We start from the raw sequence: 20,179 nt of genomic DNA, 5'->3' as shown, positions 1-20,179 counted from the left end.
TCATCCGCCGTCGGCCATCGCTAAAGCCTGTGCATGAACCTTTACGCTGAATATCGGACGCTGGTCCAACAGGCCATCGCAACACTGGTTGCGCAAGCCACACTGCCAGCCGGCCTGGCCACGGCCAATGTGACCGTCGAACCGCCGCGCGATGCTTCGCATGGCGATCTGTCCACCAATGCCGCGATGGTGCTGGCCAAACCGGCGGGTACCAATCCGCGTGCCCTGGCCGAAGCGCTGGCAATCGTGCTGCGCACCATGCCCGGCATCACGTCGGTGGATGTCGCCGGGCCCGGCTTCATCAATCTGCGCCTGGCCGACAGCGTGTGGCACGCGCAGTTGAACGCCATGCTTGGTACCGGCGCAGGTTATGGCCGCAGCACCGTGGGGCAGGGCCGGCGCATCAATGTCGAATATGTCTCCGCCAATCCCACCGGGCCGATGCACATGGGCCATTGCCGCGGCGCGGTGGTTGGTGATGCGCTGGCGGGCCTGCTGGCCTTCGCCGGCTGGGACGTGACGAAGGAATACTATATCAACGATGCTGGCGGCCAGGTCGATACGCTCGCCCGCTCGGCGCACCTGCGCTACCGCGAGGCGCTGGGCGAGACGATTACCATCCCCGAAGGCCTTTATCCCGGCGACTATCTGGTGCCGGTGGGCCAGGCGCTGGCCGCCGAGTTTGGCGATGCTTATGTGAATGCGCCGGAAAGCGACTGGCTGGTGCTGTTCCGCACTCGCACCGTCGCCCTGATGATGGTGCGCATCCGCGCCGATCTGGCGCTGCTCGGCATCGTGCAGGACGTGTATTTTTCCGAAGCCGGGCTGGGCGGCCGTGTGCAGGAAGCGCTCGACACGCTGGCTGGCAAGGGCCTCATCTACGAAGGCGAACTGGAAAAACCCAAGGGTGAGACCAGCGATGATTGGGAGCCGCGCCCGCAGACGCTGTTTCGCTCGACGCAATTCGGTGACGACCAGGACCGGGCGATGCGCAAATCCAACGGGAGCTGGACCTATTTCGCCGGCGACGTCGCCTATCACTGGGACAAGCTGACCCGGCATTACGATGCGCTGGTCAACATCTTCGGCGCCGATCATGCCGGTTACGTCAAGCGGGTGACGGCGGCGGTGAAGGCGCTGTCGGATGGACGCGTGCCGCTCGACATCAAGATCGTCAATCTCGTCAAGCTGATGCGCGCCGGGGAGCCGGTGAAGATGTCGAAGCGCTCCGGCAATTTCGTCACATTGGATGAAGTGGTCGAGGAAGTCGGCAAGGATGTCGTGCGCTTTGTGATGCTCACCAAGCGGCCGGAATCGCCGATGGATTTCGATTTCGCGCATGTCGTGGAACAGAGCCGCGAAAATCCGGTTTTCTATGTGCAATATGCCCATGCCCGCATCGCCTCGCTCGGCCGCAAGGTGGTCGAAGCCGGCATTGCGCTCCCCGAACCGGATCTTGCGCTGCTCGATCCCGACGAACTGGGTGTGATCAAAATGGCAGCAAACTTCCCGCGCATCGTCGAGCAATCCGCGGAAGCGCGCGAACCGCACCGCATCGCCTTCTATCTCGGCGATCTCGCCGCTGCCTTCCACAGCCAGTGGAACGCCGGCAATGATGATGCAGCCCGCCGCTTCGTGCTGGCCGATCGGCCCGATCTGACCGCGGCCCGCCTCGCCATGGCGCGCGCCGTGGGGCAAGTCATCCGGAACGGTCTGGCGGTGATCGGTGTGGCCGCGGCGGAGGAACTGCACTGATGGCAGGTAGAGACGAAGACGCCCCCTGGCTGGCCGAAGCGCCGCCGCTGGCCCAGCCCGCTGACGCGTCGCGGCGCCGGCCGATGCTCAACATCGCCATCGCCGTGCTGGCCTTTGGCGCCATCGCCGCGGTCGGCCTGCTGATGCTGCTCGGCCGCAAGGATGGCGGCAGCAGTCAGGGCTATATGGAAGCATCGCAAGCGCCGCTGATCGAAGCCGACGCCGGCCCCTACAAGGTGGCGCCGCAGGATCGCCAGGGCCTGGAGCTGGAAGGCGATGGCGAAGTCATCCACGAGGCCGTGCGCGGCGAGGATGTGCAGAGCCAGATCGATCTGAATGCCGTGCCCGAAGAACCGATCGGCCGCCCGCGCGATCTGCTGCCGCCGGGCGCCGGCGTGCCGGCACCGCCAGTGGCGGCGGGGCAACCCGTACCGGTGCAGGTGATGCCGGCGCAGCAACGCGCCGTGAAGCCGGAGACACTGACAGATACGCGGCCGGCAGCAGCGCCGCCGGTGGCGGGCAGGCCATCACCTGCGACCACCGTCGCCCAGCCGGCAACAATGCCCGCAGCCCAGGCCAAACCGCTCGCCAATATTGCCGCCGCCCTGCAAAAGCCGGCCACGCCGCCAAAACCCGCCGCTGGCGCGGCGTTGGTGCAGATCGGCGCCTTTTCCAGCGAGGCAAAGGCCGAAGAAGAATGGTCGCGAGTCGCCGGCAAGGGCAAATTGACCGGCAAGCGCGTCGAAAAGCTCACCACGTCAGCCGGCAAGACGCTGTGGCGGGTGCGCGGCCAGACCAATGATGCGACCGCCGCTTGCCAGGCCATCTTGGCAGCCAACGGCGCCTGCGAAGTGGTGAAAAGCTGATGCAGCCGCTGTTCTTGGGCCTCGCCGGGCTGGCGCTCTCCGATGACGAGCGCGCACTGTTCCGCGCCGCCAACCCGGCCGGCTATATCCTGTTCAAGCGCAACATCGACACGCCAGATCAGGTGCGCACGCTCACCGCGGATTTGCGCGAACTGGCGGGCCGCGATGTGCCGATCCTCATCGATCAGGAAGGCGGCCGGGTCGCCCGGCTGCGGCCGCCGCACTGGCCGGAGTTTCCCACCGGCGAACGGTTCGGGCAGCTTTATGATATCGCACCGATCACCGCGATCGAGGCGTGCCGGCTGAACGCGCTGGCGCTGGCGGCGCTGCTGCGGGATCTGGGCATCAACGTCGATTGCCTGCCGCTGCTCGATGTGCGCGATCCGGGCGCCCACGATATCATCGGCGATCGCAGTTTCGGCGCCGAACCGATGCTGGTGTCGGCGCTGGGCCGCGCCGTGCTCGATGGTTTCCAGCGCGGCGGCATCTGCGGCGTGGTGAAACATATTCCCGGCCATGGCCGGGCGCTGGCCGACAGCCATCTCGAATTGCCGGTGGTCCACGCCAGCCGCGAAGACCTGGAACGCGATTTCGAGCCGTTCCGCCGCCTCGCTGATGCGCCGATGGCGATGACGGCGCACATCACCTACACAGCATTGGATGCGCAGCGTTGCGCCACGCTGTCGCCAACGGTTATCGATCTGATCCGCCATGATATCGGCTTTGGCGGGCTGCTGATGTCGGATGATCTGGGTATGCATGCGCTCGGCAATCCGCAATCGGGCGGCCATCCGCCGGGCAGCAATGCGCTGGCGGATTTCGGTGCGCGTGCTTTGGCCTGCCTCGATGCCGGCTGCGATATCGCGCTGCATTGTTCCGGCGATTTCGCTGAAATGCGCGCCATCACTGAGGCGGCCCCGGCGATGAATGATGCCGCCGCCGCCCGCCTCGCCGCCGCCATGGCGTGGATGGGGGAAGGCGATGCCACCCCGGCCGCCGAATGGGCCGCGGCGCGCGACATGTTGCTGGCGCTGGGCTGATGGCCGATCCGGCGCCGGACGATTTCGACGCGCCGGTCCGGGAATTGCCGGCGCGTGAAACATTGGTGCTGCAACTCGGCAGTTGGGAAGGCCCGCTTGATCTGCTGCTCGGCCTGGCCCGCGCGCAAAAGGTTGATCTGGCGCAGATTTCGATTCTGGCGCTGGTCGATCAATATCTCGCCTTCATCCGCGACGCGAAGGCGCTCAGCCTGGAACTCGCCGCCGATTATCTGGTGATGGCGGCCTGGCTCGCCTATCTCAAATCCGCGCTGCTGCTGCCGAAAGACCCGGAAGCCGATCCCGATCCGGCCGAACTGGCGCTGAAACTGCAATTCCAGTTGCAACGGCTGGAAGCGATGCGCAGCGCCGGCCAGCAGTTGCTCGCCCGCCCGCAACTGGGGTGGGACATGTTCCGCCGCCCCAATCCCGAAGGCCTGGCCGAAGACCGTCAGGCGATTTACGAATGCAGCTATTATGATCTGCTCAGCGCCTATGGCGCGATCACCGCGCGGCGCACGCGCAGTGTTCACATTGTCCGCCGCCGCCCGGTGATGGCGCTGGATGAAGCCATCGAACGGCTGGAACATCTGCTCGGCCGCAGCATCGACTGGACAGAACTGGTCCGCTTTCTGCCTGCTGATCTTGCCGACGAAGCCTATGCCCGCTCGGTGCTGGCTTCCAGCTTCGTCGCCGCGCTGGAACTGACGCGGCAGGGCAAGTTGCAGCTGTCGCAGGGCGCCGCCTTCGCCCCCATCCTGATGAAGGCGCGCCGCGATGCGTGACGGCGATGATCCCGAACTGGCGCGCGCGCTGGAGGCGATATTGTTTGCCAGCGAAACGCCGCTCAGCCTGGCCGAGATCATCCGCCATGTCGGGGAGCGCGGCGATCTGTTGCCGGCCCTGCAGGCGCTCAGCCTTTCCTATGCGCCGCGCGGCATCAATCTGGTGGAGCGCGGCGGCCGCTGGCAGTTCCAGACCGCGCCCGATCTGGCCCATCACCTGCGCACCACCCGCGAGACCGTGAAGAAACTGTCCCGCGCCGCCGTCGAGACGCTGGCGGTGATCGCCTATCACGAACCGGTGACGCGCCCCGAGATCGAGGAAATCCGCGGCGTTGCGGTATCGGGCGGCACCATCGATGTGCTGATGGCGGCGGGCTGGGTGCGCCCCGCCGGCCGCCGCGAAACACCGGGACGTCCGCTGCAATATGCCACCACGCCGGAATTTCTGGCGCATTTCAACCTCGGCAGTCGCCGCGACCTGCCCGGTCTGGCCGATCTGAAAGCCGCTGGCCTGCTCGACCGGGAGCCGCCGCGCGAACTCAATCTTCCGTTCAGCGGAGGGTCCGAATGATCACGACGCGTCGCCACCTCATCGCTGGTATCGGCGGGATCGGATTGGCGGGCTGCACCACCGCCGCGCCGAGACACTCTGGCTTTGCCGCGCCGCCGCTGGTGCCGCTGCGGCTCGAACTGACGCAGCTCACCCACATCACCGTCTGCCTGCGCCCGTTCCGCGCTGCCGGGCCACGCATCGAGGTGGAGAGTATCGGCGACAAGCGGGTCGTCCATCATTATGGCCATGGCGGCAGCGGCTGGTCCTTGTCGTGGGGATCGGCCGCCGTTGCGGCGCCACTGGCGCTGGCGGATGGCCGCCGCGATATTGCCGTCATCGGCTGCGGCGCCATCGGGCTGACCACCGCCATCACCTTGCAGCGCGCCGGCGCCCGGGTGACGATCTATGCCGCCGAGCGCTTGCCGCAATCGCGGTCGGCCCGCGCCACCGGCACCTGGTCCCCCGATTCGCGCATCGCTGCGGTGGACAAGGTTGCGCCCGGTTTCCCCGCCGCTTGGGAAGCGATGGCGCGCCATAGCTACAATATGCACCGGACATTTGTGGGCCTGCCCGGCGATCCGGTGGCGTGGAGCGATCGCTACACCCTGCTCGACGCCGTCGGCCCGCGCCCGCCGCGCGCCGAGGGCGCCATCCATTTTGCCGAATATGGCGGCATGTTGAACGATCTGGTGCCGCGCGGCCGGGCCTTGCGCGCCGGCGAGCATCCGTTTCCGGTGGCCAATGTCCGCCGGTCTACATCGATGCAGTTCAACGTCGCGGCGCTGGGCCAGCAGATGATGGCCGATTTCTTGCGCGAGGGCGGTCGCATCGAAACCGCGACCTTTAATACCCCGGCCGATTTCGCGCGGCTCAGCCAGAGCGTCATCGTCAATTGCACCGGCTATGGCGCGCGAGCCTTGATGAACGATAACAGCATCGTGCCGGTGCGCGGCCAGATCAGCTGGCTCGCGCCGCAGCCGGGGGTCAATTACGGCGTCTATTACCGGTCGGTCTCGGTGCTGCCGCGCCCCGATGGCATGGTCGTGCAATATGTCGGAGACAGCGACATGTACGGCGTCGGCAACGACAGCGAAGAGCCGGATCGTGGCGAGACCGAACGGGCCATCGCCACCGTGGCAGCAATTTTTTCGCGCTGACGCGGTTTTGGTCGGATTCGCATGAGAAAGAGCATCGGAATTCGGTCTTGAGTTTAGACACACTTGACGAATCCGGCAGGATTCGGACTTTTTTGGCGGCTCTGCCGGGCATCGACAAAACAGCGGGATGATGACAGGGTCTGGCTGTGTAGGACAGCCCCTGTCACCGCATTGCTTCCCCGCATTGCTGCAACTCAAGAACGCCGCTCAGCCTGAGCGGGTCTGTTTGAACCCTGCCGCAGGCAATCTCAGGCCTTCAGCGCTGCCATCGCGACATCGTGGGACAAAACCACCGTGTCGCTGGCATCCATGATGCGCAGGCCGATCATGCCGCGCTCCCAGTCCAGCGTGACCAGGCCGACATTGTTGGCCGAAAAGCTCGGCCCCAGCCGGTTCGGCCCGGCTTCCTCGCGATGCGGGCCATTGCTGCCCATGTTGAACGCTGACGCGGTCATTTCGACCATCGGGTAAGCGGTGCCGATGGTCTCGCGATAGATGCCTGCGCGGTGGCGATCGCCGGACACCAGCAGTATGCCATTGGCGCGCGTGCGCTTCACCACCGCGTGAAAGCGTGCCCGTTCATGCGGGAACAGCCGCCAGCATTCATAGCCATGGCCATCGGCCAGCAACTGATAGGACGTGACAATGATCCGGACATCGGCTGGCTGCGCCAGTTGCGCCTCCAGCCACTGCCATTGGGTGTCACCCAGCACGGTCAATTGCGGATCGGGATTTTCGACATAGGCCTCCATGCCCGGGACCCCACGCTGCGGGCTTTTCGTCCAATCGCTGCGGAAGCTGCGGGTATCGAGCAGGATCACCTGCACCCGCGCGCCCTTCGGCCCGGTGACGAAGGCGTCGTAGATCCCGCCCGTCTGGCGGCGCGCGGCATCGGCCGGCACGTTCCAGAAATCGAAGAACAACGGCCGCGTCGCATCTTTCCAGGCATAGGTCACGCCGGCATCGTTCAGCCCGAAATCATGATCGTCCCACACCGCGGCCATCGGCATCGCACTGCGAAACCGGCGATAATCCGGCCGGGCCAGCGCGGCGGCATAGGCGCCGATCAGTTCGTTCAGATCGGGGCTGCGCGTATCGCCATAGACATTGTCGCCCATGAACAGGAACAGTTCGGGCTTGGTGCGCAGCGCGGTTTCCAGCAGGGCGCCGTCGCGATTCTGATTGAAGCAGGAGCCGACGCCAATGCGCGTCAGCCGAAGTTCGGGATCAAGCGTGGGCGCCACCGGCACAGCGAGCACGCCCGCCAGCGTGGGGAACGTGCCCGCCTTTGCCATTCCCGGCAACAGCGCGCTGCCCGCCAGGCCACCCAGCAGCGCGCGTCGATCGAAATTCATCATCATGCCATCCCCAGCAACCAGCTTGCGTGTCTGAACGCAAAGCTGTTGCAGGATGATGACAATCTTACCGGCGGAACAGCGCCTCGCCCTGTTCCAGCGCCGTGCCGGGGGTGTTCGACACCGGCGTTTCCGGCGCATTGGCAGCGGCGTAACGCTCGGCCTGGAGCTGGTTGATCAGTGCGGCGCGATCGGCAGCGGCCTTTTCCGGATCGACGCTCATGTCGATGCCGGCCTTCTTGGCGGCGGCAGCGACCAGCGCGTCCATCTCGCGCTGGCTGGTCAGGCCCAGCGTCACCGGATCACGCGGCTGCAGATTGGCGTAATTCCAGTGCGTCTTGGTGCGGATGTCGCCAATCGTGTTCTTGGTGGTGCCGATCAGCTTGGAAATCTGCGCGTCGCTGATTTCCGGGTGATTCTTGATGATCCACAAGATGCCATCCGGCTTGTCCTGACGCTTCGACACCGGCGTGTAGCGCGGCCCGCTGGTGCGCCGCGCCTGTTCGGGCAGCCGCGCCATCTTCAGCACATGATCGGGATCGGCTTCACCCTTGGTCAGTTCCTCGCGGGTCAGTTCGCCGGCGCGCAGCGGATCGCGGCCCTTCAACTTGGTGGCGGCCGTATCATCGGCGATGGCCTGCACTTCCAGGATATGCAGCCCGCAATATTCGGCGATCTGCGAGAAGGTGAGGGCGCTGTTGTCCACCAGCCAGGCGGCAGTGGCGTGGGGCATCAAGGGAACGCTGGGCGCGGCCATGGGCTGAGCTCCTGTTGGAAAAAATGCAAACAGCCGCCCCTTGCGGAGCGGCTGGACGTCACATCTTGTAATGGAGCGCCGGCTGTGGCGCAAGGGCGCGATGTTGCCCGATCCCCATCATCTCGCCGCGCTTGATGCCGCTGATCCGCTTGGTTTTGCGCGGGCGCGCTTCTTGTTGCCCGATGGCCTGGTTTATCTTGACGGCAATTCGCTTGGGCCGCTGCCAGCCACTGCCCCGGCGCTGCTGGCGCAGGCAGTAGCAGATGAATGGGGTCAGGGCCTGATCCGCAGTTGGAACGATGCCGGCTGGATCGATCTGCCAGTAACGCTGGGCGCCGCCATCGCGCCGATCATCGGCGCCGAACCTGACGCTGTGGTGGCCTGTGACAGCGTCAGCATCAACCTGTTCAAGCTGGCCAGCGCCGCCCTGGCGTTGCGCCCTGATCGGCGCACGATCCTGATGGAGGCGGAAGATTTTCCCACCGATGCCTATGTGATGCAGGGGCTGGCGCGGCTGGCCGGGGTGACGCTGCGCCGGGTGCCGCGGGCCGATCTGCCGGATGCGCTGAACGATGATGTCGCGCTACTGCTGCTCACCCACGCGCATTATCTGTCCGGCCAGGTGCACGACATGGCGGGGATGAGTGCGGCAGCGCAGGCTGTCGGTGCGCTCACGCTTTGGGATTTGTCGCATTCGGCCGGGGCAATTGCCGTGCAGCTTGATGCCGATGGCGCGGATTTCGCCACGGGCTGCGGCTACAAATATCTGAACGGCGGCCCCGGCGCGCCAGCCTTCGCCTATGTCGCGCGCCGGCACTGGGCGACGTGTGAACCAGCGCTCACTGGCTGGATGGGCCATGCTGCGCCGTTCGATTTTGCCGCCGATCACGAACCGGCGCCGGCCGCGCGCCGTCTGCTCACCGGCACCCCGCCCATCCTTGCCATGCGCGCGCTGGAGGCCGGGATCGACACATTCGCCGGCATCGACATGGCTGCGGCCGAAGCCAAGAGCCGCGCGTTGGTGCAGTTGTTCGCCGCCGGCGCGGCAGCGATCGCGGGCGTCACCGTCGATCCGCTCCCAACCGGCCGCCATGGCGCGCATTGCATCATCCGCCATCCCCAGGCCCGCCGCGTGATGAATGCCCTGATTGCCCGCGGAGTCATTGGCGATTGTCGCCCGCCCGATGCCATGCGCTTCGGCTTCCCGGCGCTCACCACCCGCTTTGCCGATATCGGCCTGGCGCTCGCGGCGCTGCAGGCTGTGCTGGCCAGCGGCGAATGGCAGGATGATCGCTTCGCACCAAAGGGCGTCGTCAGTTAGAACTCGCGTATCACCCGCAGGGAGGCCAGCGCCACCTTGCGCTCGCCGCGCGGTTTTTCCATGCCGGCGCCCATCTGGGCCACGAATCGCCGGCCAAGGCGCTGATGCACTTGTGGCAACAGCACCCAGCCGCCGTCACGGCCGCCCTCGTGGTTGAATTCCAGCCCGGCCGTGGTGGTCTTGCCGACGTCGCGGAACAGGCTGTGGTTCACCAACAGCACCGATTGGCCCGGCTGCCGCGTGTCCTTGGCCTTGGCGCCGATCATGGTGATGCTGGACCAATGCGTGTCGTACCGCACACCGGCCAGATACAGCAGGCTTGAACCCCAGATGCCGCTCTTGCGGTCGATCGTGCCCAGATATTGCACGCCGTGCACGAAATTGCCGCCAAAGCCGGTGCCGAACGTGCCCTGCAGGCCCATCTTGAAACTGTCGACGCGCACGCCGGTCATCGGCAGCTCCAGTTCGACCGCGAACCCATCGGCGACGGCCAGTTCCACCTCAGGTGCCCATTCCAGGGGGCTGCCATTCAAGCCCTTGGTCAGCAGCACATTGGCTTCCAGTTCACCGCGGCGCGCGCCGAGCGGCCGTACCATGTCAAACAGCATCGGTTCAGGAATTACCGGATAGCCAGCCCCGCCCTGTTCGGGATTTCCGCGCACTGTACCGGGGGCAGCCAGCGTGGCGCTGGATTGCAGGGCAACCAGGGCCACCACCATGAGACGTTGTTTCATGGCGGTAGCGGCTAACAGCCACTTGCACCCGTCACAACCGACGCGCGACGGGCTGTGGCATCAAGACGCTGGCGTGATGCGGATGATGCGCTCTGCCTCTTGGAGCACCCGTTCGCGGCTCCAGACGAACGGCACATATTGGCCGGCGGCCCAGCGTGGGAACAGGTCGCGATAATGCGGGCTGGCCGGATCGCCGCTCTGGCCGGGCGTGTTGATGGCGACGCTGTTGTCCCAGGCGCCGACATCGAGCACCACCCGCACCGATGCGCCCGATACCAGGTGGAAATCGGGGCCTGACCCCATCGCCATGGGTGTGGAACCACTGCCGCCGATGGGCAGCGGCCCCACCCGGCGTTCGGCTTCGCGGCCGGCGATGGTCAGCGCCGGCTGGAAATCCGCGACATGCAGCGCGCCCCAGCGCCACTTCGCCGGATCGGGGCCCATCAGGCGCACCGCTTCTTCCCACGCGATGCTTAGCGAACTGAGCAGGATGTTCCGACGCGCCAGCGCCGGATTGTTCCCCAGCAAAACGCCGTCTTCCAGCACGGGCAGAATATTGCCGATACTGGTGCGGCCGAAGTTCAGGCGTTTGTCCTGCGGCACGATCGACTTAACGGCGCTGACCGGCAGGGTCCGCGCCGCCCAGATTTCGTACAGAGCGGCGGCGGCCGAATCAGGCCCTTCATGGCCATCCCAGCCTTGCAGCAGGGCCAGCGCCGCACGATTGGCGGCCGTATCGCCCTGCAGCCCGGCCAGCAGCTTCACCGCGCGCTGCGCCATCGCCGATGTCGCATCATTCTGCAGCGCCATTGCATCGGTCAGGCTGAATTTGGCTTTGCCGCTGATTACTTCGTTGATGCGGGTGATGCGGCTGCGATCGCCCCATTCCAAGGCGAGCAGGTGGGGATAGCCTTCCGGCACGTTGAACTCATTGGCGGTGGCGAACCAGCCTTTTGCCGGGTTGTACACCACCGGCATCAGCTTGGCATCGAGCAGCCCCGTCCAGTCATGCGCCTTGCCGGCCGGCACCGGCAACAAGCCATCGCCGCCGGCGCGCACCGGTACAAAGCCGCCCGGTGCCCAGCCGATATCGCCGGCGCGGCTGGCGAACAGCAGGTTGAGCGGCGGCGCCCCCCAATGGTTGCGCGCGATCAGAAATTCGTCCCAGTTTTTGGCGGTAAACGCCCAGCTTGCATTGAAATAGGCCGAAGCCCCCGGCTTGCTCCACGTCGCGCGCACGGCAAAGCTGCGGCCGGATGCGGCATCCTCATGAATGATCGGGCTATCGGCGCTGAACTTCAGCACCACCTCCTGTGGCGCGGCGCCTTTCACCGCGATGGTCTCGCGCACTTCGGTCAGTTTGGTGCCCTTGGGGTTTACCACCAGGTCCTGCTGATCGATGGCAAAGATGGTCAGCGCCCAGGCGACATCCTCGTTGTGGCCAAAGCTGACGCCGGGCAGTGCCGGCTCGCCGGAGCCGGCGATCTTCAGTTCCGGTGTGTCGATGTGGGACAAATATCGCAGATTGGGCACGGCATGGGCGCGGTGCGGATCATTGGCCAGGATCGGCCGGCCGGTGGCGCTGCGGCCGGGGGCAATCACCCAATTGTTCGATCCTTCCAGCGTGTCCGGATCGACCCGGCTGGCGACCACCAGTTTCTTGCCATCGAACCGCACATCGCTGGTGCCGGCCATGTAAACGTCCAGCACATTGTCGGGGATGCTGCACGGATCGAGGCCCTTGGGGATGGTGACGGGGCGCATCGGCGACAATTGCCGGCGCAGCGGTTCGTATTTCACATCGCCGCCGCACAGCGCGCGGGCGCGCAGCACTTCGGACGGGATGTTGCTGGCCAGCGCGTTCGACCGGATGCGCACGATATCATCGGCCTGCCAGCGTTCGGGGCGGCTGTCGGTGGCGGTGAACTCGATCGGCAGCGGCTGGCGGCCAGCCTCCACATCGCCGACAAAGGCATTGATTCCATCGGCAAAGGCCTGCGTCCAGGTCTTGGCGGCCGGCGCATAGGCCGCCCATTCCGCCGCCATGTCACCGCGATACAGCAACAATCGCGACGCGCGATCCTGGGCCACGAACGCCGGCCCGAAGCTGGCCGCCAGCCGGCCAAGCCCACGCTTGCGCCACAGATCAATCTGCCACAGCCGGTCGCGGGCCACCGCATAACCCTGCAGGAAAAACCCATCGCGGGCGTTCGCGGCATAGATGTGCGGGATGCCGGCCCGATCCACCACGATCTCGCCGGGCGCCGACAGGCCGGGCAGGGCGCGCGTTTCGGTATGGACGGCCGGCGGTGCCTCTTGCGCATTGGCGGCGCTGGTCAGCAGCAAGGCAGCGAAAATGGTTCGTGTCATGTCAGTTCCCCCGAGCAATCATGCATGCCAATCTTCGGATCGCAGGCCGGACACGCGCTGAAACTCGCGCAAATTGCCAGTGATCACGATCAGGCCTCGGCTGCGCGCTTGTCCGGCGATCAAGGCATCCATATCGCCTATGCTCTGGCCAGTGGCTGCCAATTCGGCGCGAATGTCAGCGGCATGGACGGCGGCCTCAAGATCGAAAGGCAGAATCACCAGATTGCTCGCGAATTCGTCGACAATCTGACGGCCCAATTGTGGGCGAGCTGACTTGGCGGCACCGAACAAAAGTTCGTGCAAGACAATGATGTTGATACACAGATTTCCTGCTTCGGCCTCAAAGCGCTTGCGGATCTCGGTAGGGCGGTCCCTCAGAACCCTCACGCACAAATTGGTGTCCAGCAGGTAACGCAGCACCGTCAGAAGCTCTCACGCTCCACATCGATGCGCGGTTCAATCTCCGGCATGTCAAAGCCAGGCTTTGCAAAAAACGCTGCCCAGCCCGATTGCGCCGGCTCGATGATCCGGCGGTTGCCTTCAATCCGGATCACCACTTCCTTCACATGATCGGGAAAGGCGACGTCGCGCGGCAGCCGCACGGCCTGGCTGCGGTTGGACTGGAACAACTTGGTGGCAACGCTCTTCGACATCGTAATCTCCGTGGGATATCCCACGTGTATATCCCAATGCTGCCCAGCCGTCCACTCACTCCGCCGCCAGCGCCGCGACCTCCGGCGCCGCCTGCGGCCCGCGCACCAGTTCGCCGGGCAGGGCGCCGGTCATCGCGCCATTGCGGAACGTCACCTGCCCGCGCTTGATCGTCGCCACATAGCCGTCGGCCTTCTGCAGCAGGCGCTTGCCACCGGCCGGCAGATCGAACGCCATCCACGGCTTGCCCAATTTCAACGCCGCCATGTCGATGATGTTGAGATCCGCCAGATAACCCGGCGCGATCAAACCGCGATCGTGCAGGCCATAAAGCCGTGCAGTGTCGTGGCACTGGCGGCGGATGGCGTTCTCGATTGAAACAGTGCCGCGCGTCCGGTCGCGCACCCAATGCTGCAGCAGATAGGTCGGGCTGGCCGCGTCGCAAATGGTGCCACAATGCGCGCCGCCATCCGACAGCGAAATCACCACATCATCGCGCTGCAACAGGCCGGCGACGAAATCGAGATTGCCATCGGCATAGTTCAAAATCGGGAAATAGATGAAACCCTTGCCGCCATCACGGCACAGCAGGTCATAGGCATAATCGGCCGGATCTTGTCCTGCCGCCTGCGCCCGCGCCCAGATGGTTTCTTCTCTTGTCGGTTCGTAGTTGAACCCGTCGCCCATTTCATATTGCAACTGCCAGCCCAGCGCGACGGCCATGATCAACGGCAGCACATCGGATTCCGGCCAGACATTCTCTTCGGCCAGCAACTTCGCCTTGAAGGCCGGGTCGCTCAGCTGTGCCCATTGCGCCTCCCAAGGCAGCGCTTCGATCGCCTGCCAACTCGGGCGGAACTTGAACGGGTGGACGGTGCCGCGCCACGCCATCAGCACGCCATTGCCGCGGATGGCGATCTGCGCGACGATATTGGCGCCGTCGGCATTGGCCCGCGCGGTTTCGGCCATCTGTTCATCCCAAGGCAGTTCCTTGGCGATGCTTTGCAGCATGGCAAAGGTGACGGGCAGCCCGGTTTCGCGGCTCATTTCGGCCATCCAGCCGAATTCATCCCACTCGCGTTTTAGGTCGCTGGCCATTTCGAACACACCGTGGCCCACCTCGCCCATGGCACGGCCGATGGCGATCAACTCGTCCTTTTCGGCCGTGGTTCCCGGCACCAGCTCGCCATCGATGCTCTTGTGCAGGATCGTGCGCGACGTGGAGAAACCCAGCGCGCCGGCCTTCACGCCGTCCGCCACGATCGCCGCCATTTTCGCGATATCGTCTTCGGTCGGCTTCTCGTTGCGCGCGCCGCGCTCGCCCATCACATAAGCGCGCACGGCGCCGTGCGGCACATGCGTCGCCACATCGATGGTGCGCGATTTCTTCTCCAGCGCATCAAGATACTGCGGGAATGTTTCCCAATCCCAGGTCAACCCTTCGGCCAGCGCCGTGCCGGGAATATCCTCCACGCCTTCCATCAGGCCGATCAGCCATTCGTGGCGATCCGGCGCGGCCGGCGCAAAGCCCACCCCGCAATTGCCCATCACCACCGTGGTCACGCCATGCCACGACGAAGGCGCCATTTCGGCATCCCAGGTCGCCTGGCCGTCATAATGCGTGTGGATATCGACGAAGCCCGGCGTCACCATCAGGCCGGCGGCGTCGATCTCTTCACGCCCTTGCGCGGCGATGCGGCCCACCGCCGTGATGCGCCCACGATCGACGGCGATATCGCCCACGAATTGCGGTTGGCCGCTGCCATCAACGATGGTGCCGCCGCGAATGACCAGATCATGCATGTCAAAAACCCTCCCACGGGAAAGGGGGAGCATGACAGATATGGGCCGGGCTGCAACCTTGCGGCTTTGTCAGGCCATTGCTCAGGCCCGGCGGCGTTCCGCAGCGGCGGTTGGCGGGGTGTCGGCAGGCGGCGCATTTTCGGCCTGCATCGGCCGTGCCGCGTCGGGCTCCAACAGACCCCAATCATCAGGATTGGCCACCGGCGCTGGCCGGCTCTGTTCAACGCCGCACGCCGCAAGCGCAATCAACGAAAGTGACAACAGAAACTTCATCGCCGGCAATGTGGGTGAACAGCGCCCGACTGCAAGGGGTTTATTGACCCATCCGGCGTTCTACGGATAGCGGTGCAGGCCCGAGTTCATGGATGGTCCGGATATCGCAAAATTTCCAAGCCCGGCTCAATTGCGTCGCCCCCCGTGCCCGGCTAGAGCGCAGATCATGAGCAACCAGGTCACTACCGTTGGCGATGACGCGATGATCGAACGGTTCGATCAACTGATGTCCGTCTTCGAAGGCGGCGCCAAACCGAAGCATGCCTGGCGCATTGGTACCGAGCATGAGAAATTCGTGTTCCGCCATACCGACCATCAGGCGCCCTCCTACGCCGAACCCGGCGGCATCCGCGATCTGCTGATGGGCATGACCCGCTTTGGCTGGGAGCCGATTTTCGAAGGCGATCATGTGATTGCGCTGAAGGGTGCCGACGGCAACATCAGCCTGGAACCGGCCGGCCAGTTCGAACTTTCGGGCGCGCCACTCGAACATCTGCACGCCACCTGCGCCGAATCCAACCGCCACCTGCGCCAGTGCCGCGAAATCGGCGACGAACTGGGCCTCGGCTTTCTGGGTCTCGGCTTCTGGCCGGACAAGGCGCGCGCCGATCTGCCGGTTATGCCCAAGGGCCGCTACGACATCATGCTGCGCCACATGCCGCGGGTCGGTAATCTCGGTCTCGACATGATGCTGCGCACCTGCACCATCCAGACCAATCTGGATTACAGCAGCGAAGCCGACATGGTGACGAAGTTCCGCGTGTCCCTGGCCTTGCAGCCGCTGGCCACCGCGCTGTTTGCCAATTCCCCGTTCACCGAAGGCCGGCCCAACGGCTTCAAATCCTTCCGCAGCCATATCTGGACCGACACCGATCCGGCCCGCACCGGCGTGTTGCCCTTCGTGTTTGAAGACGGTTTCAGCTATCAGCGTTATTGCGATTACGCGCTCGATGTGCCGATGTATTTTGTCTATCGCGACGGCCGCTACATCGATGCCGCCGGGCACAGCTTCCGTGATTTCCTGGCAGGCTCGCTGGCGGTCCTGCCCGGCGAAAAGCCGCGGCTGGCCGACTGGAAGGATCATCTTACCACGGCCTTTCCCGAAGTGCGCATGAAGGGGTATCTGGAAATGCGCGGCGCCGATGGCGGGCGCTGGGATCGCATCTGTGCGCTGCCGGCGCTGTGGGTCGGCCTGCTTTATGATCAGACCGCGCTCGATGCCGCCTGGGATCTGGTGAAGCACTGGTCGCCGGCCGACCATGATCGCCTGCGCCGCGAAGTGCCGGCGCTGGCCTTGGGCGCTGCCAGCCCGAATGGCGGCACGCTGCAGGATCTGGGCCGCGAAGTGCTGAAGATCGCCGATGCCGGGCTGGCGGCGCGCGCCCGGCTGAACGACGCCGGCGACAGCGAGCAGGGATTCCTGGGCCCGCTGCGCGAGATCGTGGCCAGTGGCCTGACCAATGCCGATCGCCTGCTGGCGCAGTTTCATGGCAACTGGGGCGGCAATCTTGCCCGGGTCTATGAGACCGAGGCGTATTGAAAGCACACCTCTAACATAATCGTAAGGTTGGGGGCGGTTCGGCGCAATTTCGTGACATTTTGTCTCTTGACCGGCTCAGAAATGCGATTGAGCATCGAACTTCCGGCCATGATCTCTGCCAGCCCGCGTTGGGAACAGGTGAGACGGTGACCCATTTGGGGAGGCCATCGATGTCCACACTGCGTTTGCGCTCGGGTTGTGCGCTTGTTGCCTTGATTGCAGGAACCTTTTACGGCGCCACCGCCCACGCGCAGGCCGCCCAGACTGTGGCTCAGAATAACGCCGCAGACGATCCGGCCGATGCCGAAATCGTCGTCACCGGCAGCTTCATCCGCGGTACCCGTGAAGATGCCGCCGTGCCGATTGACGTGTTCACCGCCGACGATCTCAACAAGCAGGGCATCACGTCGCCCCTGGACTTCATCAAGCAGTTGCCGGGTGTCGGTGCCTCGCTGGGGGATACCAACCAGTTTTCCACCTCGTCGCAGGGGTTCCAGGGGAATGGTTCCATCAACCTGCGCGCGCTTGGCCCCACGCGCACGCTGGTGCTGTTCAATGGCCGCCGCACCGTGCTGGCGCCGGGTGACGGCTTTGCCGATACCAATCTGATTCCGATCTTCGCACTTTCCTCGATCGAAATCCTGAAGGATGGCGCCGCCGCGACCTATGGTTCGGATGCCATTGCCGGCGTCGCCAACTTTGTCACCCGCCGCGATTTCAACGGCGCCATCATTCAGGGCGATTTTTCGGCGATCAGAGGCTCGCGTGGCAACTGGACCATGTCGGCCCTCGTCGGTCAGACGTTCGGCAAGGTCAATCTGATGGTCGGCGGTGGTTGGCAGCATCGTTCGACCCTGCCCAGCTTCTCACGTGATTTCAGCCGCACACCTTACCAGGTCAACCCGTCGGCCTGGTCCGTACTTTCGACGCCGGGCACGTTCCTGCCGTTTTATAACGGTGCGCCCACCGGCCTTGTCCGCGATGGCGGCACGGCCGGCTGTTCCGCCGTTGGCGGTATCAACGATACGACCGGACCGAATAATACGGGGCTTCCGATCTGCCGGTTCAGCTTCCTGCCTTGGAACAACATCATCGAAGAGGAAGATCGCTATCAGGGCTATGCCCAGATGGATATCGACGTGTCGGACCGCACCAAGCTGCATTTTGAATTCACCTATGCCCAAACCGACACCACTGTCGGCCAGTCACCGTCGTTCCCGCCCACCCAGGGCCCGCGTGGTTCGGGTTCCGCCAACGCCTTCACCGTCAGCCCCAACAACCCGGGCGTACCGGCCTTCTTGGCCCAGAACGGCTTGCTGCCAAGCACGGCTGAGCGCCCGTTGACAGGGATCAACGCCGTTCTGTGGCGCCCGTTCGGCTGGCTCGGCAATCTGTCGGAACCGGTGCGCGGCGCTGGCCTCGGCAGTGCCGAAAACAAGAGCTATCGCCTGTCCGGCGGGCTGGAGCAGGAATTTACCGACAATTTCCGTGCGCAATTCTATGGCACATGGTGGCGCTCCGAACGTGACGCCTTCGCGCGTGACATGGTCGGGTCGCGGCTGCAGAATGCCCTCAACGGCCTTGGCGGGCCAAACTGCAACGTGGCCGCCAACACGCCAGGGCAAAATGGGTGCCAATGGTTCAATCCGTTCCTGAACGCCAATCAGCCGGTGTCGATCCAGAATCTGACCAACCCCAATTATGTTCCCGGTGCGGAAAATTCGGCCGAGCTGATCAACTTCATCCAGGTGAACAACGGCACCCGCCAGGTTGAAGAACAATTTGTTGCCGATGCGATCTTCTCGGGTGAAACCGCCATTGATCTGGGCGGCGGCCCGATTGCCTATGCCTTCGGGGCCCAATATCGTCGCAACGAATGGTCCACCCGGCCCCTGCGGCCGGAATCGGATCTGTCCATCAATCCCTGCTTCCGCGAAGGCGATCGCAGTTGCGTCGGCACGCCGATCGAAGGCGTCGGCAGCTTCATCTTCCTTGGTGGCAGCCGACCGGAGCAGGTGACTCAAAGCGTCAAGGCGCTGTTCGCCGAAGTGAAGATCCCCGTCACCGACACGCTGGAAGTCACCGGTGCCGCCCGCTTCGAAGATTACGGCGGCTCGGTCGGTTCCACGTTCAATCCCAAGGGCTCGGTGCGCTGGAACCCCACCGATTGGCTGGTGCTGCGCGGATCGTTAGGCACCACCTTCCGTGGGCCGCTAGCCAACCAGGTGGTCCCCAACCAGGTCACCACGCTGGCCGGCCTCCAGGCCGCCGCCAACAACTTCAAATCGGTGGATATTTTCGGCAACCCCAACGACCTTGGGCCAGAAACCGCGTTCACCTACAATGTCGGCGCAGTGATCAAGACCTCGGGCATCACCTTTTCGGCCGATTACTGGGGCTTTGACGTCAAGGACCGGGTAACCACCACGCCGGGCCAGGCCATCGCCACGTCGGTGGCCAGCGGGGCGCTGGCGCCCAACAATACGCGCTTTGCCAATTGCAGCAGCGTGTTCGCCAATCTGGTCACCTTCCAGGGTGGCTGCGTGCAGGGCGTCACCACCGGCCTCGACATCAGCCGCGTGCGCACCGATTGGGTCAACGGTCCCGGCCTGAAGACCAGCGGCATCGATCTGTCGCTTGATTACAATACCGATCTCGGCCGCGGCAAATTGAATGTCGGGGCGCAGGCCAGTATCGTGCTGGATTATACGTTCGATGATTTCGTGTTCCGCGGCGTCCTGGTGCAGGCCGGCTATCAGGCCAAGGGCTTCACCAATTATTTCCGTGATCCGCTGACCGTGTCACCACTGCGCGGGTCGGGCTGGATCAACTACGCCATCGACGGCTTCAATGCCCGCTATCAGGTCCGCTATGTTGGCGGTGTGGACGATGATCGCTGCGTGGGCCTGGCCAATTGCGCCAGCACCAATTTCGGCCCGACCAATTTCGGCGCCGTGGTGCAAAGCTTCACCCAGCACGACATCAACTTCCTGTACGATATCCCGATTGGTGGGTTGACCACGCAGTTGCAATTCTCGATCGACAACTTCACCGATCAGGCGCCGCCGGCCTCGCGGCTGGAACTGTCCTATGATCCGTTCATCGGCAACGGGCTTGGCCGCGTGTTCCGCTTCGGCATCCGGGTGATCATGTAAGCCAGAGCGGCGGGCGGGAGCTTGCCTCCGCCCGCCTGCTGGCAAAGTCTAGCCTGCGCTGGGGCGC

The 20,179-nt window shown here is 64.6% G+C and carries 17 protein-coding genes; 9 read left to right on the top strand and 8 right to left on the bottom strand.

Annotated features, from left to right (window positions below; translation table 11 throughout):
* The first annotated feature begins 33 nt into the window (after positions 1–33).
* From argS to ACTIEZ_RS12610, 6 genes are read left to right on the top strand one after another with little or no spacing between them, the layout of a single operon-like run.
* Positions 34–1,755 (top strand): arginine--tRNA ligase, encoded by a 1,722-nt coding sequence (argS, locus tag ACTIEZ_RS12635; RefSeq protein ID WP_439547036.1) that lies wholly within the window; start codon positions 34–36, stop codon positions 1,753–1,755.
* Positions 1,755–2,621: an SPOR domain-containing protein gene (locus ACTIEZ_RS12630; RefSeq protein ID WP_439547035.1), complete on the top strand. Its 867-nt coding sequence runs from the start codon at positions 1,755–1,757 to the stop codon at positions 2,619–2,621. Before argS ends, ACTIEZ_RS12630 begins: the two co-directional genes overlap by 1 nt.
* The gene (gene nagZ, locus ACTIEZ_RS12625) at positions 2,621–3,661 is read left to right on the top strand and encodes a beta-N-acetylhexosaminidase (RefSeq protein WP_439547034.1); all 1,041 of its coding nucleotides are present in this window, start codon (positions 2,621–2,623) and stop codon (positions 3,659–3,661) included. The genes ACTIEZ_RS12630 and nagZ overlap by 1 nt, the downstream gene beginning before the upstream one ends.
* A complete protein-coding gene (locus ACTIEZ_RS12620; RefSeq protein WP_439547033.1) occupies positions 3,661–4,443 on the top strand; it encodes a segregation and condensation protein A in 783 nt (260 codons plus the stop codon). The genes nagZ and ACTIEZ_RS12620 overlap by 1 nt, the downstream gene beginning before the upstream one ends.
* Entirely contained in the window at positions 4,436–5,014 is a 579-nt protein-coding gene (scpB, locus tag ACTIEZ_RS12615; RefSeq protein WP_439547032.1) for an SMC-Scp complex subunit ScpB, read from the top strand. The genes ACTIEZ_RS12620 and scpB overlap by 8 nt, the downstream gene beginning before the upstream one ends.
* Positions 5,011–6,153, top strand: a complete 1,143-nt coding sequence (locus ACTIEZ_RS12610) for an FAD-dependent oxidoreductase (RefSeq protein WP_439547031.1) — start codon at positions 5,011–5,013, stop codon at positions 6,151–6,153. Before scpB ends, ACTIEZ_RS12610 begins: the two co-directional genes overlap by 4 nt.
* 248 nt (positions 6,154–6,401) lie before the next feature.
* Here the strand turns inward: ACTIEZ_RS12610 and ACTIEZ_RS12605 are convergent, their stop codons facing one another.
* Positions 6,402–7,514 carry an alkaline phosphatase D family protein gene (locus ACTIEZ_RS12605; RefSeq protein ID WP_439547030.1) on the bottom strand — a complete coding sequence of 371 codons (1,113 nt, stop codon included), beginning with the start codon at positions 7,512–7,514 and terminating at the stop codon, positions 6,402–6,404.
* Positions 7,515–7,575: 61 nt separating this feature from the next.
* Complete coding sequence (locus ACTIEZ_RS12600; protein WP_439547029.1) at positions 7,576–8,265, bottom strand: cell cycle transcriptional regulator TrcR; 690 nt, start codon at positions 8,263–8,265, stop codon at positions 7,576–7,578.
* Positions 8,266–8,335: 70 nt separating this feature from the next.
* On the opposite strand from ACTIEZ_RS12600, the gene ACTIEZ_RS12595 reads away from it, so the two are divergent.
* On the top strand, positions 8,336–9,586 hold the full coding sequence (locus tag ACTIEZ_RS12595) for a kynureninase (protein WP_439547028.1): 1,251 nt from the start codon (positions 8,336–8,338) through the stop codon (positions 9,584–9,586).
* Here the strand turns inward: ACTIEZ_RS12595 and ACTIEZ_RS12590 are convergent.
* The 6 genes from ACTIEZ_RS12590 to ACTIEZ_RS12565 form a co-directional block, all read right to left on the bottom strand.
* Entirely contained in the window at positions 9,583–10,320 is a 738-nt protein-coding gene (locus tag ACTIEZ_RS12590; RefSeq protein WP_439547027.1) for a hypothetical protein, read from the bottom strand. The genes ACTIEZ_RS12595 and ACTIEZ_RS12590 overlap by 4 nt on opposite strands.
* Before the next feature lie 60 nt (positions 10,321–10,380).
* Positions 10,381–12,690, bottom strand: a complete 2,310-nt coding sequence (locus ACTIEZ_RS12585) for a penicillin acylase family protein (RefSeq protein ID WP_439547026.1) — start codon at positions 12,688–12,690, stop codon at positions 10,381–10,383.
* Positions 12,691–12,708: 18 nt separating this feature from the next.
* Positions 12,709–13,110, bottom strand: coding sequence for a type II toxin-antitoxin system VapC family toxin (locus ACTIEZ_RS12580; RefSeq protein WP_439547025.1), 402 nt, complete (start codon positions 13,108–13,110; stop codon positions 12,709–12,711).
* 2 nt (positions 13,111–13,112) lie between these two features.
* The gene (gene vapB, locus ACTIEZ_RS12575) at positions 13,113–13,343 is read right to left on the bottom strand and encodes a type II toxin-antitoxin system VapB family antitoxin (protein ID WP_439547024.1); all 231 of its coding nucleotides are present in this window, start codon (positions 13,341–13,343) and stop codon (positions 13,113–13,115) included.
* Between the two features lie 55 nt (positions 13,344–13,398).
* Complete coding sequence (locus ACTIEZ_RS12570; protein WP_439547023.1) at positions 13,399–15,144, bottom strand: N-acyl-D-amino-acid deacylase family protein; 1,746 nt, start codon at positions 15,142–15,144, stop codon at positions 13,399–13,401.
* Positions 15,145–15,225: 81 nt separating this feature from the next.
* Positions 15,226–15,417 (bottom strand): hypothetical protein, encoded by a 192-nt coding sequence (locus tag ACTIEZ_RS12565; protein ID WP_439547022.1) that lies wholly within the window; start codon positions 15,415–15,417, stop codon positions 15,226–15,228.
* 166 nt (positions 15,418–15,583) lie between these two features.
* Between ACTIEZ_RS12565 and ACTIEZ_RS12560 the strand changes: the two genes are divergently transcribed.
* The gene (locus tag ACTIEZ_RS12560; RefSeq protein WP_439547021.1) at positions 15,584–16,957 is read left to right on the top strand and encodes a glutamate--cysteine ligase; all 1,374 of its coding nucleotides are present in this window, start codon (positions 15,584–15,586) and stop codon (positions 16,955–16,957) included.
* A gap of 170 nt (positions 16,958–17,127) precedes the next feature.
* On the top strand, positions 17,128–20,112 hold the full coding sequence (locus tag ACTIEZ_RS12555; protein ID WP_439547020.1) for a TonB-dependent receptor plug domain-containing protein: 2,985 nt from the start codon (positions 17,128–17,130) through the stop codon (positions 20,110–20,112).
* The last annotated feature ends 67 nt before the right edge of the window (positions 20,113–20,179 follow it).

It is taken from the genome of Sandarakinorhabdus sp. (genome assembly GCF_051860625.1).
Lineage (GTDB): Bacteria > Pseudomonadota > Alphaproteobacteria > Sphingomonadales > Sphingomonadaceae > Sandarakinorhabdus.
The sequence above is the reverse complement of the archived record's forward strand: the minus strand, read 5'-3'. Positions and strand labels throughout refer to the sequence as shown.

Coding starts and splice junctions, on each gene's coding strand:
- scpB (WP_439547032.1), top strand. CDS start 4,436: ATGCGTGACGGCGATGATCCCGAACTGGCGCGCGCGCTGGAGGCGATA.
- ACTIEZ_RS12585 (WP_439547026.1), bottom strand. CDS start 12,690: ATGACACGAACCATTTTCGCTGCCTTGCTGCTGACCAGCGCCGCCAAT.
- ACTIEZ_RS12555 (WP_439547020.1), top strand. CDS start 17,128: ATGTCCACACTGCGTTTGCGCTCGGGTTGTGCGCTTGTTGCCTTGATT.
- argS (WP_439547036.1), top strand. CDS start 34: ATGAACCTTTACGCTGAATATCGGACGCTGGTCCAACAGGCCATCGCA.
- ACTIEZ_RS12565 (WP_439547022.1), bottom strand. CDS start 15,417: ATGAAGTTTCTGTTGTCACTTTCGTTGATTGCGCTTGCGGCGTGCGGC.
- ACTIEZ_RS12570 (WP_439547023.1), bottom strand. CDS start 15,144: ATGCATGATCTGGTCATTCGCGGCGGCACCATCGTTGATGGCAGCGGC.
- ACTIEZ_RS12600 (WP_439547029.1), bottom strand. CDS start 8,265: ATGGCCGCGCCCAGCGTTCCCTTGATGCCCCACGCCACTGCCGCCTGG.
- ACTIEZ_RS12560 (WP_439547021.1), top strand. CDS start 15,584: ATGAGCAACCAGGTCACTACCGTTGGCGATGACGCGATGATCGAACGG.
- ACTIEZ_RS12610 (WP_439547031.1), top strand. CDS start 5,011: ATGATCACGACGCGTCGCCACCTCATCGCTGGTATCGGCGGGATCGGA.
- ACTIEZ_RS12590 (WP_439547027.1), bottom strand. CDS start 10,320: ATGAAACAACGTCTCATGGTGGTGGCCCTGGTTGCCCTGCAATCCAGC.
- ACTIEZ_RS12630 (WP_439547035.1), top strand. CDS start 1,755: ATGGCAGGTAGAGACGAAGACGCCCCCTGGCTGGCCGAAGCGCCGCCG.
- vapB (WP_439547024.1), bottom strand. CDS start 13,343: ATGTCGAAGAGCGTTGCCACCAAGTTGTTCCAGTCCAACCGCAGCCAG.
- ACTIEZ_RS12595 (WP_439547028.1), top strand. CDS start 8,336: ATGGAGCGCCGGCTGTGGCGCAAGGGCGCGATGTTGCCCGATCCCCAT.
- nagZ (WP_439547034.1), top strand. CDS start 2,621: ATGCAGCCGCTGTTCTTGGGCCTCGCCGGGCTGGCGCTCTCCGATGAC.
- ACTIEZ_RS12620 (WP_439547033.1), top strand. CDS start 3,661: ATGGCCGATCCGGCGCCGGACGATTTCGACGCGCCGGTCCGGGAATTG.
- ACTIEZ_RS12605 (WP_439547030.1), bottom strand. CDS start 7,514: ATGATGATGAATTTCGATCGACGCGCGCTGCTGGGTGGCCTGGCGGGC.